The sequence below is a fragment of the Phocaeicola sp. HCN-6420 genome, assembly GCF_037890145.1.
GTDB lineage: Bacteria > Bacteroidota > Bacteroidia > Bacteroidales > Bacteroidaceae > Phocaeicola.
Genome location: NZ_JBBKBJ010000010.1, coordinates 105,285 through 123,077, shown reverse-complemented (window position 1 = coordinate 123,077; position 17,793 = coordinate 105,285). Strand labels below are relative to the sequence as shown.

Genomic DNA, 17,793 nt, shown 5'->3' with positions numbered 1-17,793 from the left:
TTACCAATGGATCAATTGAAGAATTTAATCCCGATAAAATATGTTCGGGGTTGAGTTGGCCCATAAAAATACTTCGAATCACGTAAAGCACCTTTATCCAAATCTTTCTGGAAAGCATTAAACATGTTCTGTACACCACCATTCACTTGAAGCTTCAAGTGGTCATTCAGCACAAACGTATAATTCAACTTCAGGTTCAGCTCCATAAAATTCGGTGTATGTTCCAATCGGTCTTTTTCAATATAACCGGCAAAGTGAGGAACAACCATCGGACCTGTATAGATTCCAGAGAAAGAAAAATCAAAATTCTTCAGTGGGGCTGAAGTAAAAGTGAAATAGCCGTAATAATCCGGTGTACGAGGCATGCGTTTAATAGGAGCAACATCTGAATCTTCACTCCAGTTTACAGCCTCAGTATATCGACTTTGCTGCAAGGTAAAACCAAGTTGCAATTGTGCTTCACGCCCGTGAGCTATTTTATAGTCGATATTGGCCCCGTATACGCGCGCTCCATACCCGTTTCGTCTTTCCTGTATTTCCGCACCGGTGTCGGCATCCTTCCCTATTCCTGTCAGGTAAAAGACATCATTTAAGGAAGTGTAGAATCCTTCCACCAACAAATCCGACTGAAAATGTCCGATGTTGAAACTCCAGTCAACAGAACCGCTGAAACTGTTCGAACGTTCAGGCTTCAACCCGTCGGCCAGACGAATAATCATCGCTTCACCACCTACAGCCGCTACGTGCAAGTCTTCATCGTAAGCCTGCGGAGCACGGAAACCGGTAGACCAGGTCAAACGTCCCTGGAGTTTATCCGATGGCTTCCACAACAAATTGACACGCGGACTGAATATAACATTATCTATCAGGTTATGCTTATCCAAACGGAAACCCGCCAAAAGCGTAAAATAGTTCATCTTCCACTCATTTTGAGCAAACCCGCTGATTATTCTCACATTCTGCCGTAAGTCGCGGTTGTAGCCTGTCATCACATCATGCAGTGAGTTATAGTTATATTCAAGACCTCCAGTAAATGTTGCAGGCGAGAAAAGACAATCTTCCATATTGCCTACGTACATAGCTCCACCTACAGCAGTCAAATCCTTTGTCTTTCCATAAGCATTAGGATTTTTCCCGGCTCCATAATAACTATTACGGTCTATATGCTGCACAGAGCCATAGACTGATAATTTATGACGATATTCATTAAAAAAGACATCATAAGTCAGCCCTCCACTATTGATAATATGCTTGGTTTGTTCAGTAATATCCGTTTCGTGAGGCTGAAGATCAAATTTATTACCCCCACGGCGGAACTCATTCGTCGTATGATACTCCAGACTAATACGGCTGAACTGTGTAGGACGATAATAAGAACGTAACCCAAACGTATTCATATTCAATTTGCCAAGTTCCGAAAAGCCATCACCATCTGCATCATACGGATTACGGTTACGGTACGACTGATAGAGAGCGATGCCATACGAATTATCTGATGAAACAAGCGAAGCATTGGCTCCCATATATTGCTCCCAGACCTTTCCATTCAGGTTTGACATGGTAGAAGCCACCTGAAAAGAATTGCTCACAGGATCTTTCGTAATGATATTAATCGTTCCTCCTACCGCATTGGCGCCAAACAAAGCAGAACCGCCTCCTCGAACAACTTCTACACGTTCAATCATATTGGTAGGAATCTGCTCCAGACCGTAAACGCCCGAGAGAGCACTCATTACAGGACGACTGTTTATCAATATCTGCGAATAAGGACCTTCCAATCCGTTTATGCGTACCTGTGGAAAACCGCAATTCTGACAATTGTTTTCCACACGTAATCCAGACTGATAACTCAATGACTTCGCCAGATTGTTCGAATTGACAGCCTCAAACAGTTTATTACTCATTACATTCACAACGACCGGTGCTACCTTACGGCTTGTTTCATTTCTATTGGCTGAAACAACCACCTCATCTGTCATGATTGTTTCTTCTTCCATCACAAAATGTATGTCGACCGTGAAATCTTTACTTACCGTAACTTTCTTGGTCTGAGTATTGTATCCTATACTCTGCACTTTCAACGTATAATTTCCGGCAGGAATATTTTTAAAACGGAAATAGCCTTCAGCGTCAGTAACCGTTCCTTCTCCCGTTTCTACAATCAATACTGTAGCGTAAGGCAAACTATTTTCCGTACCTTTTTCTATCACGTGTCCGGCTATGATATTTCCTTCCTTCACCGGTTCGGTTGCTAAGCTCACCAAAGAACATAGCAATCCCATTATGAATAAAATATGTTTTATCATTTTATATTAATCTTTTCTTTTGTTACTTATTAACCCGTTCCGCCAAGACTTACCTGCGACATGAGATAAAGAAGTCTGGTTTGGACATAATTCAAGCCTTCCTCCGGCAAGCCTTCATTAAAGGCCATCCGAAGTAACTCACTTAAAATCAATCCAAATACAAAAAACAGGCACTAATTCGGTTTCCTATTTTTATTAAATCAAATGAAAAGATTAATGGGAGGTGCACGCAAATAAATCCCTTCCCCGTACAATGCCAGGGTATGGAATGCATTAAAATTAAAAGTTAATAAATAAAGTAGAGGAAAATCGGGACAGACTGATTCTGCCGTATGCCAGTCTAACGAAGTAAATGTAGACAAATAATGCAATGTGAGTGCTTGCCCGCCCGAATGAGAATGATGTTCAGTAAAAGGATGCGAATGGACTATAACAACCCCGTTCACCTCGTGTATATGGACATACAGTGTCGTAACCGTATAATATACCGCAAACAAGGTTAAAAGGCCCAACGCCCAAATGCGTATATGACGCGTTTTTACTTTCATCGGGCACAAAGATACGTGAAGTTATCATTTAAAAAAAATGAAATACCTTAAAACATATTATAACGATTTAAGCCATCCATAATACTTTGCACTTTTTCCATATAAAGACAGGAATCCGGAAAAAATTATAGTATATGGAATCTGACAAGATACACCCGTAAAGTCAAAGTAATGGAAACGGGCCTCTATAAAATAAAAAAAGCGATTGTTCGTATGAACACCGCCGATTTCCTAAAGAACCCCCATTTAAGGGTTCTTGCATCTTTTTCTCATCCAGTTGTTGTTTTGTTTGTTATCCTTCCTTTTCTTTTCTACCTTAAAGCAATCTTTCTAATCCTATTTCAACTAATTCCTGAAAACATTTACCTTTTTATCCTAATACCTTAAAATAAAAACCTAAAACTTAATACCTTAAATCTAATACCTTTACTAAAATTGCTTTTTTACCTTAAATCTAATACCTTTTTTCAATTACCTTAAAATCTAGTCTAATACCTTTGTGTATCTTTATTATCTTTTGGTTTCACAACCACGATGCAAAGGTATGGCTTTCTATTTAATCGGCAATAAGATGGATGCTTTTTCTTCTATAATAGACGTTTTTCTTGATTTATATCATGGAACAATTTATTCATTCGTGTGCGACAACGAAAAGCATACACTACAAGGAGTTATTTATGTGTCAATTTAAGTATACGCTGGTTGCTGCTTCCCCGAAATTCCAGCTTCGGAGAATATAAAGATTGTTCAAAACGCCCGTCAACCAGTACATCAATATACGCCAATATCGGCTTGCGTTGCGGATCGGCCAGCAACTCTTCATAAGTATATCCCGTATAACACCAAATGTTCTGCTGCGTACGCTCACGGAATTCACGGACAAGAGAAAGAAACTCTTCGGGTGAATAAAACGGATCTCCTCCCGAAAAAGTAATTCCATCCAACAAAGGATTGGCATTGATTGCCGCTATCATTTCCTCTATTTTCTCCCGGGTAAGAGGTTGACCTGCCTGTGGGTTCCACGATTCCGGATTATGACACCCCCGGCATCGGTGTGTACATCCTGACAAATATATGGAGAAACGTATACCGTCCCCATCGACTATCGTTTCGGAATATGTATATAAATAATGTAACATAATAAAATTCAGCCTTAATATTAACCACGATCCGAAATGAAAAAGGCTTTCCTACATACAGATATCTATTCCCCAAGGGGAACTACTACACAATATCCGAATCTGTATGCAGAGAAAGCCTCTATTAAATAACAAACGAATGAATTAGCAGTGTTTTACTCTATCGCGTTCTTCTGCGCGCTTTGCCGAGTTCCAACTGTTTAAATCTCCGGTCAGATATCCGGTAATACGGCGCATGCGTAGAATATTTTCACTGTTGCAGATTGGACATTTATCGTAAATAACGCCTTTGTAGCCGCAGTTATGACAGGTATCTACCGGATGATTAATCGAACCATAACCGATACCTTCGTCATGCATTACCTTTACAATCTTGGCAATTGCTTTCACATTTTTCTGAGCCTCTCCGTCCAGTTCAACATAAGTAATGTGTCCTCCTCGCGTCAACGCATGGAAAGGAGCTTCACATTTTATCTTTTCTACGATACTGATGGGTTCTTTCACATCGACATGAAATGAATTCACATAATAATCGCGGTCGGTTACCCCTGGTATCACACCATATTTACGACGATCCATACGAGTAAATCGTCCGGAAAGCCCTTCAGCAGGAGTAGCCAGTACTGAATAGTTCAAATGATACTTCTGCTTAAATTCTTCTACTACACGATTCATTTCTTCTACAGCTTCATACAATGTGTCCCATGCCTTCCGACAATGTCCGTGTCCTTGTCCGTACAGAGCTACCATGGCATTGTGACCGCCAATGAAACCAATACCCAATGTTCCCTGATTCAGTACGTCACCTACCTCATCGTTCGGATTCAGCTCACCGCCTCCTTTCCACACATTGTTACTCATCATGAACGGAAACTGCCGTGCCAGTGCTGTACGCTGATACTGATAGCGGGCATAGAGCTGCCCGGCTATGAAGACAGCCATATCGTGTACTGAATTGATAAATGTTTCTTTCGCCAGACGTTCTATGGCATCCTGCCCCTGATTCTCAGCTACACTTTCAGCCTTAATACGCGCCTCGATGGCAAGACGCGGCAGATTCATGGTAGTAAACGACAAGTTTCCACGTCCCAATGAAGTCTTTTCACCGTTCAGATTTTCGAATACACGTGTACGACATCCCATCGTCGCCAGTTCATAACGGTAGCGTTTCGGATCGCTTGCATCCCATTTTTCGTGACGATTGAAAGGTGTATCAAGGAACATGAAGTTCGGAAACAAAGCCTTGGCCGTTGTCCGACAAGCTTTCAGAAACAAATCAAAGTTTGGAGCTTCAAATTCAACTTTCCCATCCATAGCAGCTTCAAAGTCCTCCATCGCACGTTTATAGTCTGCTTCAGAATAAGATACTCCATCTTTTATTTTGAATATCTGAATTGGAAATACAGGAACCTCTCCACGTGTACCTAAGCCTTCGATGGTCGCTTTCAATAATTCTTCTATCACCATTCGTCCTTCAGCCGAAGTATCTGTTCCATAATTGATTGAGCTGAACACTACCTGATTTCCTCCACGCGAATGCATCGTGTTCAAGTTATGGATAAATCCTTCCATAGCCTGATGAGTATCCTTGCGTACCTGAGCATACGACTTACGTAAAATGTGTTCCAGTTCACCGGCCGTCAGTGTGACGCCTTGTCCGGCTGCTGCCGAAAGGAAACTTTTCTTTTCATCCTCTGTCGGAACAATAGAAGTAAAACACTGTTTGGATACAGTCAGTATCGCAGCCTCATCCAACTGTATATCTCTCATATCAAGATAAAAGGAAACAGACGATGCTACTGCTTTCTGAAAACTCTTGAGTACACCTTTTGCCATGAAAAAATCAAAAGCCGGAATCGCCTGTCCTCCATGCTGTTCATTCTGGTTGGTCTGGAAGATAATAGTTGCCAGCGTTGCGTAACTCTGAATGGATTGCGGAGTACGGATACTTCCATTCTTTGTATGAAAACCACGTTCAAACAAGTCATCAAGATCATATTGAATACAAGTTGTTGTCTTGGTTGGATAATAATCCAAATCGTGAATGTGAATATCTCCCAACTGATGTGCTTCAGCATACTGCTTGGGCAAAAGGTATTTATACGTATAATCTTTGGTAATCTCCGAAGCAAAAGTCATCATCTGTCCCGCCGGAGTATGACTCGACATGTTAGCGTTGCTCAGATTTACATCATTCTTGTCGATAGCCACAATGCCATCCATAATGTGCTTCATCTGCGTTTTGCGATCGCGTTCTGTATTTCTCCACTGGCGATAAATGATATATTTCTTGGCAACCTCAGGCTGCACTTTCATCAATTCTGTTTCTACAAGGTCCTGAATCTCCTCAACTCCGATCGTCGGATTCTCAAAATGAGCAATAACACGCTGAGTAATTTCATCAATCAGCTCTTCCTGATGAGCCAGTCCTGTGGCATTAAAAGCTTTACTGATGGCATTTGTAATCTTTGAAGGCGAAAAGTTTTCCCGCTTCCCGTCACGCTTGATAATACAGATTTCAGTTAAATTCATACTGTTTGCTTTGAAAAGTTAATAAAAAGATTGGATTTGCTTTTCGTGGCAGGTCTTCTGACTGATCTCTCCCCGGCAGACACCTTCCCATTGTATTCAAACAATAGTGGCTTGCACATGCATTGCCTCCGGTTCATTAAGAATCACAGCAGCGGGTACTGTTGCCGATTTACACGACATTCCCTTTTGAAACGCTTATGTTACCTAACGAAAAGCTCTACAAAGATATATTTTCTGATCGAATAAATAAAAACGAACTAACAGATGTTTTTCTAAATTGAGCAACTTTTAAAACACAAAACCAGTCTACAGATACATATAGAGCGTACAAACGGACAACTCTTATTTATATAAACTTTTCTATTTGGATAATTAGATTTATTTCTTATTACTCTAAACAAGGAATAATCTTTTTCTTGTTTTCGGGTTTCCTATTTGCAAAAATACAGATCGGAAACCCGAAAACGGTATAATGATTTATTGATTGACGGGCTCCAGTCCCATTTGCTTTGCCTTCTTAAGCATAAACTCAAAAGCAGCATCGTGTTCATTAGGAATAATCCCATCCAGAATAGCGTCCTTTATAGAGCTTTTCAGACTGCCGATTTCCCGACACGGCTGCAAGTTGAATACCTTCATAATCTCAGCACCATCTACCGGCGGCTGGAAATTACGGATACGATCCTTTTCCTCCAAGTCTTTCAGTTTCTGACGTACCAGTTTGAAATTGTCGAGAAAGCGTTGTTTGCGCACTTCATTCTTCGAAGTAATATCTGCTTCACACAGCAGCATCAAATCGTCAATATCATCGCCAGCCTCGAAAAGCAGTCGCCGAACAGCCGAATCGGTCACTTCTTCATCGGCTATCACAATAGGACGCATATGAAGACCGACCAGCTTTTGAACGTACTTCATCTTTTCATTCATAGGCAACTTCATCTTCCGGAAGATTTCAGGTATCATCTTTTCTCCGATGAAATTATGATTATGGAATGTCCATCCTACACGAGGATCCCAGCGTTTAGTGCGCGGCTTTCCAATGTCGTGCAACAAAGTAGCCCAGCGCAACCACAAATTATCGGTAACCTTTGCAATATTGTCTACCACTTCCAGAGTGTGATAGAAATTATCCTTATGCCCTCTTCCATTTCTGACTTCCACTCCCTGCAAAGCAACCAGTTCCGGGAAGATCAGTTCCAGCAGTCCGCAACGGTCTAAGTCAACGAAACCTTTCGAAGGTACAGGTGAAAGCAATATTTTATTCAATTCATCGGCAATGCGCTCCCGTGAAATAATCTTGATGCGCTCACGGTTACGGCTCAGGGCATCAAATGTTTCATCCTCTATAAAGAAATTCAACTGAGTAGCAAAGCGAATGCAGCGCATCATGCGTAAAGGATCGTCACTGAATGTTATATCCGGGTCAAGAGGAGTTCGTATGGTACGTTCCTTCAGGTCATCCAGACCGCCGAACGGGTCTACCAGCTCTCCAAAACGAGCTTTATTCAAACATACTGCCAATGCATTTATGGTAAAATCGCGGCGATTTTGATCATCTTCCAACGTTCCGTTTTCTACAACCGGCTTACGGCTATCATGGCTATACGATTCTTTTCGAGCTCCAACGAATTCAACTTCCACATCGTGATACTTCACCTGTGCAGTTCCAAAGTTCTTAAAGACAGAAACATGGGCACCACGTCCCAACTTCTTTCCGAACGCTTCGGCTATCTCAATTCCACTGCCTACTACTACCACATCTATGTCTTTCGACGGACGATTCAGGAATATATCACGCACGTAACCTCCTACCACGTAACATTCCAGTCCCAGTTCGTCAGCAGTTTCGGATATCAGATTGAATATTTTGCCTGTAAAGTGTTCTTTCAATTCCATGTTTATTACAAAATTAGCGTGCAAAATTACAAAAAAATGAAAAGCCTCGCAGGGAATAACTGATTTAATTGTATTTTTGTTCCGTAATAAACTGATTAATTATATGAAAAAGATAACTTTAGCAGCCGCAGCCCTGATTGTATTATTGTCAGGATGTAACAGTGACAGCAAAAACGCAGGAAAACTGTTCCAGCGCGCGGAACTGGCTTTTGCTGCGGGCGACTATAACCTTGCACGGTTACAGATAGACAGCATACGCACCTATTATCCCAAAGCTGTAGACGTACGGAAGGCGGGCATCCAGCTCATGCAGCAAATAGACTTGCAGGAACAACAGAAAACGCTAACTTATCTGGACAGCATGATGGTCGTCAAACAGGCAGAACTCGATTCTATAAAAGGCAATTTCGTGCTGGAAAAAGATACGGCTTATCAGGAAATAGGAAACTACTTCTATCCTACTCAAATTGTAGAAAAGAATATCGGACGTTCTTTCCTGCGTGCACAGGTTAACGAACTGGGGGAAATGTCACTCACCTCTATTTATTGTGCAGGAGGAAATATCCACCACACGGCTGTAAAAGTCAGCGCAGGCGATGACACATTTGCCGAAACACCAGCATCCAACGACAGCTATGAAACAACCGACCTGGGACGGACCATCGAAAAAGCCGACTACAAGGTAGGCAATGATGGAGGAGTTGCAGCTTATATTGCCGCCAATCAGGACAAGAAAAGCCTCAAGCTGGAATTTATTGGCGACCGCAACTATAAGACAATTATGTATGCCAATGATATCAAGGCTATAACAGAGGTCAGCAATCTGGCACGTATCCTTGCCGGCATAGAAGAAATACGCAAAGAACAAAAAGAAGCAAACTTAAAAATTCAGTTTGTTACCCGAAAAATGGAAGAGGGAGAAGCCAAACAGAAATAGAGCTTCTGATAAAGTATCTCATAATCATAAAAAATAGTCATGTCAATACTCGAGTTCGGAGTTATAACATGACTATTTTTTGCTTCGGTTCTCTAAGCATGAAAAGGAATTTTTTTCCTGAGCAAAAGACTATCTAATCTACTAAGAAACAGAGTTTTAAATTTCATCTACTAATCATAAGCTGAAAAGTAAAGCAACCTTCGTGAAAGGCGTGAAGGGCAAAAAGACCAATAAACACCTTTATTAAATAAAAGCGTCAGCATATCTCGTCAAATTTCTCCCGACGTTTTTTGAAAATTTGTACAAAAGTTTTTTGTTTTTGTACAAAAAAACGAGCAGGCAATTACAGAAAAAGAAAAACTTCACAGCACGTTTCACCGCATACCGCATCATCTCTTCTTATTTACCAGTTCTCCGCACAATCAGAATACTTACTTCGTATAAGACAAACATAGGAAAGGTTACCATCAATAATGTAACGACATCGGAAGTAGGTGTAATAATAGCAGCAATGACAAGCGATATAATCAGTGCATGTTTCCGATATTTAGTCATAAACTCAGCCGTCAGAAAGCCAAGCTTAGCAAACAGCCATGCAAGAATAGGTATTTCAAACGTGATTCCCATCATCAAGCTTAGCATGGTAAGTGTATCGATATACGAATTAATCGTAATGGTGTTTTCTACTTCCGGACTCACCTGATAAAAGGCCAGAAAACGAAAGGTGAAAGGAAAAATCAGAAAATAACTAAACAATACGCCCAAGAGAAACAGAACATATCCCCAGGCTATAACCCGTACCGAATAACGTTTTTCATTTTCATACAGCGCAGGCGAAACAAAACGGAAAAGCTGATAAAGAATATAAGGAGATGCCAGTATGATGCCCGCATAAAATGAAACGTTCATGTGCATGAGAAACTGCCCCGACAATTTGGTATTAATCAGGCGGACATGAAAGTCGTTCGCCTCAAGCCCGGACAGATGCAAGACATTTCCTATCCACTCGAAAAAGCGATAAACATAAAAGTCATTATCCTTTGGCATCAGGATTATATGGAAAAGTTCATCCTTAAAGAAAAAGGACAATAACATAAGCACAACAACCACACACGCAATTCGTATAAGTGTGGCTCTCAATTCATCCAAATGGTCCCAGAATGTCAGTTCCGATTCATTTTTTTGCTCCACGATAGTTACTTTTCCTTATTTTCCGGTTTATCCGTTTTTTCAGCAGAATCTTTCAGATTTTCTTCTACCCCATTCATTCCGTCTTTAAAGCTTTTCACTCCTTTGCCTAATCCCTTCATCAGTTCAGGAATCTTTTTACCTCCAAAAAGCAACAGTACTATCAAGGCTATGAAAAGTAATTCTTGCGTACCGATTCCCATAAATAATAACATGGTATTCATGTGTTTTAATTTAGTTTTAATAAAGCAGATGTGTTTCTTTACCAAACAAAGGTAAAGATTGTTTTTAACTTGTGCAAGCCACGGCAACCCACCCGTTACTTTTTCACACAAAATAGTTATAAAAAACATCATTTTGCTTAGGCTTGCCCGCTGAAAGGAAGCAAGCCTAAGACAGAATATCCTCCTTTTACCGATTCAAATCCGTTCTGCCACTTTATTCCAGTCTACCAATTTCCAGAAAGCCTCAACGAAGGCAGCCCGACGATTCCGGTAATCGATGTAATAAGCATGTTCCCATACATCTATCACCATCACAGGGCGTAATCCTTTTGTCAACGGATTGCCGGCATTCGATTCTGCAACAATTGAAAGCTTATGTTCCTTATCAGCAACCAGCCATACCCAGCCAGAACCAAATAATCCCAAAGCCGCTTTCGTAAACAGTTCCTTAAATGTGTCGACCGATCCAAAAGCTCTGCTTAACGCATCAGCCAGTTTCAACGGCATCTCGGTCTGTCCGCCAGTCAGACTCTGAAAGAAAAAAGTATGATTCCATGTCTGTGCGGCATTGTTGTATATACCTCCGTCTGCCTTTGTCACGATCTCGTCCAAAGACATACTCTCATAAGGCGTCCCAGGTATCAGTTTGTTCAGATTATCTACATAAGTTTGCAGATGTTTACCATAATGAAATTCGAGTGTTTCCTTACTCATATACGGGGAAAGTGCGTCCATCCCGTAAGGTAACTGAGGCATTACATGTGTCATAATTTGTAGTATTTAGGTTAATCTATATAGATTCTGCTTTCGCATATACAAACTTAATTCTTATTTCTGAAAAAAAGAAGACTGAAGGCAAAGAAATATGTCCGACAAGCATAATCAGACAATTGATAACTCCTCATAGCAAAACACCACATCCAAATTTAAAAATAGTGAAATTTTTCCGTAATTAAGTCGAAAGCCCGCAGATTTGCCCACTTTTACGTAACGAAAGATTCGTTTTTACAAAAGAACTTTCCTATCTTTGTAGCGCAAGAAAAAAAAAGAAATACACTTTTATAACATAACTTAAATAATAAGAATTATGGAATTTGTAACTAACGAAAAACTTACCATTGTTGGTGCTGCCGGTATGATCGGTTCTAACATGGCTCAGACTGCTATCATGATGGGTCTGACTCCGAACATCTGTTTGTATGACCCGTATGCTCCGGGATTGGAAGGCGTAGCTGAAGAATTATACCACTGCGGTTTCGAAGGCGTAAACGTAACTTTCACTTCTGATATCAAAGAAGCGCTGACTGGTGCTAAATATATCGTAAACTCAGGTGGTGCTGCTCGTAAAGCTGGTATGACTCGTGAAGACTTGCTGAAAGGTAACGCTGCTATCGCTGAAGAATTCGGTAAGAACGTAAAACAGTACTGCCCGGATGTAAAACACATCGTAGTTATCTTCAACCCGGCTGACATCACTGGTTTGATCACATTGCTGTACTCTGGTTTGAAACCAAGTCAGGTTACTACTTTGGCAGCTTTGGACTCTACTCGTCTGCGCAGTGAATTGGCTAAACATTTCGGCGTATCTATGGACGCTGTTGAAAACTGCCGTACTTACGGTGGCCACGGCGAACAGATGGCTGTATTCGCTTCTACTGCAAAAGTTAACGGCAAACCGTTGATCGACATGATCGGTACTGACGCTTTGACTAAAGAACAGTGGGCTGAAATCCAGCAGAAAGTAACAAAAGGTGGTGCTAACATCATCAACCTGCGTGGACGTTCTTCATTCCAGAGCCCGGCATACGTTTCTATCGAAATGATTGGTGCTGCTATGGGTGGTAAAGCATTCCGCTGGCCGGCTGGTACTTACATTTCAAATGATAAGTACGATCACATCATGATGGCTTGGGAAACTTCAATTACTGCTGACGGTTGCCACTGCGCTGCTTTGAACGGTACTGCAGAAGAACAGGCTGCTTTGGATAAGAGCTATGCTCACTTGTGCGAATTGCGTGACGAAGTTATCGCAATGGGCGTTCTTCCAGCTATCTCTGAATGGAACAAACTGAACCCGAATATCAAATAATTTATATTTCGAGTATAACAAGGAAGGAGATTGATTCGTCAGTCTCCTTTTTTTATTGTGTCCAGATTTCACTGCTATTCCAAGGACTTTACTATTTACTTCTCGTACATAATCAAAAGGGAAAAGTCAAAAGTTCCTCATTCAAAGTTTTTTAACTAAACAATATGAACCTTCATCCCTCCAATTCCGTTGTATAGATTTGAATTCTTTTTATAACGGATACTATGAAATCAAGAACTTTCCTTCTCCTTTTCTGTCTGTCGTTCTGCAACATTTCCCTATATGCTCATCAGATAAATGATGAGTCTTCCTGCTACTTCAACGATTCAACAAGTAGCATCCCCCCGACTGAAAGGAAGATATATATAACTGCTCAAGAAAGTTTTAACAGAGAATTCTCGTATATGGGGATTCCTTTTATCGTATCCGGGTTGATTGTCAAAAAGCAAAACAGTGATTTTCGTACACTACGCAATCGGTTCAAACCCGAATTTCATCACAAATATGACGATTATACTCAATACGTTCCTCTTGCTGCAACCTGGGGATTAAAACTGGCTGGAGTACAAAGCCGCAGTTCCTGGAAAGAACTGGCTGTAAGCAATGTTTTCTCTGCTGCCTTGATGGCTGGATTTGTAAACACATTAAAATATACGACCAAGGAAACCCGCCCGGACAACACTTCAAACAATTCATTTCCTTCGGGACACACAGCTACGGCTTTCATGTGCGCAACCATTCTTCACAAGGAATATGGTATGAAAAGTCCATGGTATAGTATAGGCGGCTACACACTGGCAGGACTAACCGGAGTAACACGTCAGCTAAACAACCGTCACTGGATTGGCGACGTACTGGTAGGTGCCGGCATTGGAATGATTTCTACAGATCTGGGATATTTTCTTTCAGACTTGATTTTTAAACAAAAGAATATAGACACATGGAGTTTAAATGCAGATTACAACCGCTATGATGCGCCTTCTTTCTTAAGTTTCAATATGGGTATTGCATCCGGTCCCTCCACATTACGAACCGCCGAATTGTACGATTCTGAAGGTGGATCTCCCCTCGGCATGCGCCTAAAAGTAGGAACAGCAACCGTAGTCAGCGTAGAAGGTGCCTACTTTTTCAATGCTTTCATCGGAGCCGGAGGACGTCTGAAAGTTGCCACCCTGCCCGTCATAGCGGATATACCAGCCGAGAACATGAAGAACTTCGATATGGACAGCGACCTGCAAGAAGGTGCTCCGATCAACATGTTCTTACTCGATGGATTAGAATCGGACCATCTTGGAATGCTTGATGTAGACTTAGGACTCTATTTCTCATACCCATTCAGCCGACATTTTCAAATTGGAAGCAAATTACTCGTAGGACGAAGAATGAATGCCAACTTTAAATTGAATTCCATTTGCCGTATTAATCCTCAGATATTCGACCGTGGCATTGTAAGCGAAGCGGCTTATAACCAATTCTATAAAGAGGACGTAGAATATTACATGCAACAGGAAGATATCAGTCGTGATGAATTGTTGAATAGTAGTTTTGTAGATGATGACTTTCTGAGTATACGTAAAAGTTCAACATATAAAATCGGTACTGGAATATCGTTTACCTATCGCTATAAAGAAGATGCCGCTTTCCGTTTGTACTGTGACTACGATTTTGCTTCTCCCCGCTTGACCTACGACCTGAAAAATTCATGGGTAGACGGAGAAGGCAACCGGAATGTTCATTCATACACCAAGAGAACGCCAATGCACAACTTCACGTTTGGGGCTTCTATTGCTTTTGTTTTCTGACGCTTATCACCCCTGCTGAAGACATCATATAGCTCTTATCCGACAAAGAGGCATACAGAAAGTCATTGCACATTATAGTTATTTTTATTATTTTCGCCTCTTGATATGATAGACCAAGCCACCATAGACCGCATACTCGATGCCGCACAAATTGTAGACGTGGTATCCGAATTTGTTACTCTCCGACGTAGAGGAGTAAACTATATCGGACTGTGTCCTTTCCACAACGAAAAAACTCCTTCTTTCAGTGTTTCACCGAGCAAAGGACTCTGTAAATGTTTCAGTTGTGGGAAAGGAGGTAATGTTGTTCATTTCATCATGGAACATGAACAGCTTTCGTATTACGAAGCATTGAAATGGCTTGCCCGAAAATATAACATTGAAGTTAAGGAACGTGAACTAACCAACGAAGAAAAACAAGCACAAAGCCTGCGCGAAAGTTTGTTTGTTGTCAATCAGTTTGCATCCGATTATTTTCAAGATGTTCTCCATAACAACATCGACGGCCAGCGTATTGGTATGACCTATCTGCGCGGCCGTGGTTTCCGCGACGACATCATCAAGAAATTCCAACTGGGATATAGTACAGACAGCCCCGATGCATTGGCGAAAGCCGCCCTGCAAAAGGGTTACAAAGAGGAATTTCTGTTGAAGACGGGACTGTGTTACCGCAAAGACAACGGTACACTGCACGACCGTTTCTGGGGACGTGTAATATTTCCCGTACATACACTATCGGGAAAAGTCGTAGCCTTTGGCGGACGTGTATTAAGTTCTGCAACCAAGAACGTACAAATGAAGTACGTTAACTCGCCAGAATCGGAAATCTATCATAAGAGTCGTGAGCTTTATGGTATTTATTTCGCCAAACAGGCAATTGTCCGTCAGGATCGTTGTTTCTTGGTCGAAGGATATACCGACGTTATCTCTATGCACCAGAGCGGAATAGAAAACGTAGTAGCCTCATCGGGTACGGCACTGACCGCCGACCAGATACGACTGATTCATCGGTTTACAAACAATATAACTGTACTTTATGACGGTGACGGAGCCGGCATCAAAGCCAGCATCCGCGGTATCGACATGCTGCTGGAGGAAGGCATGAACATCAAGGTCTGCCTTTTGCCCGACGGTGACGACCCGGACAGCTTTGCCCGAAAGCATAATGCAACCGACTATCAGGCGTATATTAATGATCATGAAGTCGACTTTATCCGCTTCAAGACCAACCTGCTTATGGAAGAGGCGGGTAAAGATCCTATCAAGCGTGCCTCGCTAATTTCGAGCATCGTAAAAAGTATTTCAGTAATTCCTGATGCTATCGTACGTTCAGTATATATACGCGAGTGCAGCCAACTGCTACAGATGGAGGAAAAGATTCTGGTAGAAGCAACCGCCAAGCTGATAGAACAGGCAAGAGAAAACAAATTCAAGGAAGAACAACGCAAACAATATCGGGAAAAGCAACTGGCTTCTGGAGCATCGAACGTCAACAAGCCGATCGCTTCTACTTCTTCTACTCCCGAACCGTATGGAACTACAGGAGAAGTTTCTCCTTTTGCAACAGCCAGCGACATTCTCCTTCCCCCTCCTCCTGCTGAAAATATTGGGGAAAGTGGAATCTTAACCGACTTACCTCCTGTTGAAACAATGGGACAAGAGAGTGTGCCTTCGCCTGTTCCTGATGAAATTCCGGCTGATACCTACAATTCGTATATTCCAACCGAAGGGAATGAACAGAAAGTCTTTTACGCCAAGGAAGAAGACCTGATGCGCATGATTGTGCGATATGGAGAAAAGGTTATGTGCTATATGGAAGATGAAAACGGAGAACAGCAACCGCTTACCGTAACCGAATACATAGCAGAAGGATTAAAGGAAGACGAATTGCAGTTTCACGTTGCACTTCATCGTCGGATGCTGAAAGAAGCAGAAATGCACATCCACGATGAGAACTTTACGGCTGAACATTATTTCATCGCACATCCCGTACCTGAAATCAGCAAAGCAGCCGTCGACCTGGCCAGCGACCGTTATCAGCTTAGCAAGTATCATTCCAAAGGACAGAAAATCATCACTGATGAAGAACGACTGCATGAACTGGTACCCCGACTGCTACTTGATTTTAAATTATCCATTGTAGATGAAGAAATGAAACATACACTTCAGGCACTTGCCAATCCGGAGATAGCCAATGACCCACAACGCTGCATGGAAGTGATGAAACATTACAAAGAACTGCACGAAACACAGAGCATCATGGCTCAGCGTGCCGGCGACCGCGTGGTATTGAAAATATAATCTTCTCTGCCATCTTCTTAAAAAGAGTTGGTTGCATCAATCCCCAGCTGTCTCAATATGAGAACAATTTCATCGAACTTTTTCACCGGGACTCTTTCTATCGGATAGCAGTGATAAGCTAAATCGGCATCCAGCAACTCGATGAAGGAGATAAACTCGCGACTCACAAAAGGTGCTGACGTGAAATTAACCTTCCGAAGGTCTGAATAAGCAAATTTTACAGGTTCATCTTCATCCGGCCGCAGCAAGACCATTTCTTGCGGTTCCAGCTTCAGTGCATACTGACAAGAGATACCCTGATAAAGTGTAGATAATGAAAGTCCTACATGTGCTATTCCTATTAACAACACTAAAAGTCCCGCCAGCCATACATGAGGAGTTGCAAAAATCATCCAACATGCCCCAAAGAAAATAAACAGTCCAAACAATAACTCAAAAATTCCCCACCTGCGACGCGAACGCATATTCTTCGAAAACTCATCATAAGTACGAATTGCCGACAGGCTATCCACCTGCTTGAAGGGAGTTTCATAATTGGTAAAAGGAATCTTCCGTGCCAGCAGATATTGCACAATCCAAGCCGGATTCAGGCGAAGCCCCATATTCAACCACATGCCTTGCAGTTGCGTTCCACGTACAAAACCCGATTTCAAGGTAAAGATAAACACACCCAATCCATACAGGCAACGCCAATAAGGTTTGCATTTACTGGGACGAGGCTTATAGTATTGCATAAATGTAAAACCAGCCACCTCTTCCACATTCACATGTTTACGTTTTAACCAGCGTTCCACCTTGTACGTTTCCTCTTCTGTCAGTGCCATAACGCTT

General features: G+C 41.7%; 12 protein-coding genes and 1 riboswitch. Of the genes, 4 read left to right on the top strand and 8 right to left on the bottom strand.

The genetic code is table 11. The features are described from left to right. Positions 1-11: 11 nt before the first annotated feature. From WKT12_RS08395 to WKT12_RS08380, 4 genes are all read right to left on the bottom strand, one after another. Positions 12-2,306, bottom strand: a complete 2,295-nt coding sequence (locus tag WKT12_RS08395; RefSeq protein ID WP_445323127.1) for a TonB-dependent receptor — start codon at positions 2,304-2,306, stop codon at positions 12-14. Between the two features lie 1,219 nt (positions 2,307-3,525). Further along, on the bottom strand, positions 3,526-3,993 hold the full coding sequence (gene nrdG, locus WKT12_RS08390; protein WP_021970734.1) for an anaerobic ribonucleoside-triphosphate reductase activating protein: 468 nt from the start codon (positions 3,991-3,993) through the stop codon (positions 3,526-3,528). Between the two features lie 144 nt (positions 3,994-4,137). Beyond that, positions 4,138-6,525, bottom strand: a complete 2,388-nt coding sequence (locus WKT12_RS08385; RefSeq protein WP_340319401.1) for an anaerobic ribonucleoside triphosphate reductase — start codon at positions 6,523-6,525, stop codon at positions 4,138-4,140. Positions 6,526-6,555: 30 nt separating this feature from the next. Further along, a riboswitch (cobalamin riboswitch) is annotated at positions 6,556-6,750 on the bottom strand. A 252-nt stretch (positions 6,751-7,002) separates the two neighbouring features. After that, on the bottom strand, positions 7,003-8,421 hold the full coding sequence (locus WKT12_RS08380) for a CCA tRNA nucleotidyltransferase (RefSeq protein ID WP_021970732.1): 1,419 nt from the start codon (positions 8,419-8,421) through the stop codon (positions 7,003-7,005). A 103-nt stretch (positions 8,422-8,524) separates the two neighbouring features. Here WKT12_RS08380 and WKT12_RS08375 point away from each other — a divergent pair, with 103 nt between their 5' ends. Next, positions 8,525-9,358 carry a hypothetical protein gene (locus WKT12_RS08375; RefSeq protein ID WP_340319400.1) on the top strand — a complete coding sequence of 278 codons (834 nt, stop codon included), beginning with the start codon at positions 8,525-8,527 and terminating at the stop codon, positions 9,356-9,358. Between the two features lie 399 nt (positions 9,359-9,757). Here the strand turns inward: WKT12_RS08375 and tatC are convergent, their stop codons facing one another. The 3 genes from tatC to WKT12_RS08360 form a co-directional block, all read right to left on the bottom strand. Continuing rightward, positions 9,758-10,549 carry a twin-arginine translocase subunit TatC gene (gene tatC, locus WKT12_RS08370; RefSeq protein ID WP_340319399.1) on the bottom strand — a complete coding sequence of 264 codons (792 nt, stop codon included), beginning with the start codon at positions 10,547-10,549 and terminating at the stop codon, positions 9,758-9,760. A gap of 5 nt (positions 10,550-10,554) precedes the next feature. Beyond that, positions 10,555-10,770: a Sec-independent protein translocase subunit TatA/TatB gene (locus WKT12_RS08365; RefSeq protein WP_021970729.1), complete on the bottom strand. Its 216-nt coding sequence runs from the start codon at positions 10,768-10,770 to the stop codon at positions 10,555-10,557. Between the two features lie 195 nt (positions 10,771-10,965). Beyond that, complete coding sequence (locus tag WKT12_RS08360) at positions 10,966-11,538, bottom strand: superoxide dismutase (RefSeq protein ID WP_021970728.1); 573 nt, start codon at positions 11,536-11,538, stop codon at positions 10,966-10,968. Between the two features lie 319 nt (positions 11,539-11,857). On the opposite strand from WKT12_RS08360, the gene WKT12_RS08355 reads away from it, so the two are divergent. From WKT12_RS08355 to dnaG, 3 genes are all read left to right on the top strand, one after another. Further along, entirely contained in the window at positions 11,858-12,859 is a 1,002-nt protein-coding gene (locus WKT12_RS08355; protein WP_340319398.1) for a malate dehydrogenase, read from the top strand. Between the two features lie 224 nt (positions 12,860-13,083). Further along, on the top strand, positions 13,084-14,661 hold the full coding sequence (locus WKT12_RS08350) for a phosphatase PAP2 family protein (RefSeq protein ID WP_340319397.1): 1,578 nt from the start codon (positions 13,084-13,086) through the stop codon (positions 14,659-14,661). A gap of 105 nt (positions 14,662-14,766) precedes the next feature. Continuing rightward, the gene (gene dnaG, locus WKT12_RS08345) at positions 14,767-16,962 is read left to right on the top strand and encodes a DNA primase (RefSeq protein WP_340319396.1); all 2,196 of its coding nucleotides are present in this window, start codon (positions 14,767-14,769) and stop codon (positions 16,960-16,962) included. 17 nt (positions 16,963-16,979) lie between these two features. On the opposite strand, the gene WKT12_RS08340 is transcribed toward dnaG, so the two are convergent. Then, on the bottom strand, positions 16,980-17,786 hold the full coding sequence (locus tag WKT12_RS08340; protein WP_340319395.1) for a hypothetical protein: 807 nt from the start codon (positions 17,784-17,786) through the stop codon (positions 16,980-16,982). Positions 17,787-17,793 lie beyond the last annotated feature (7 nt).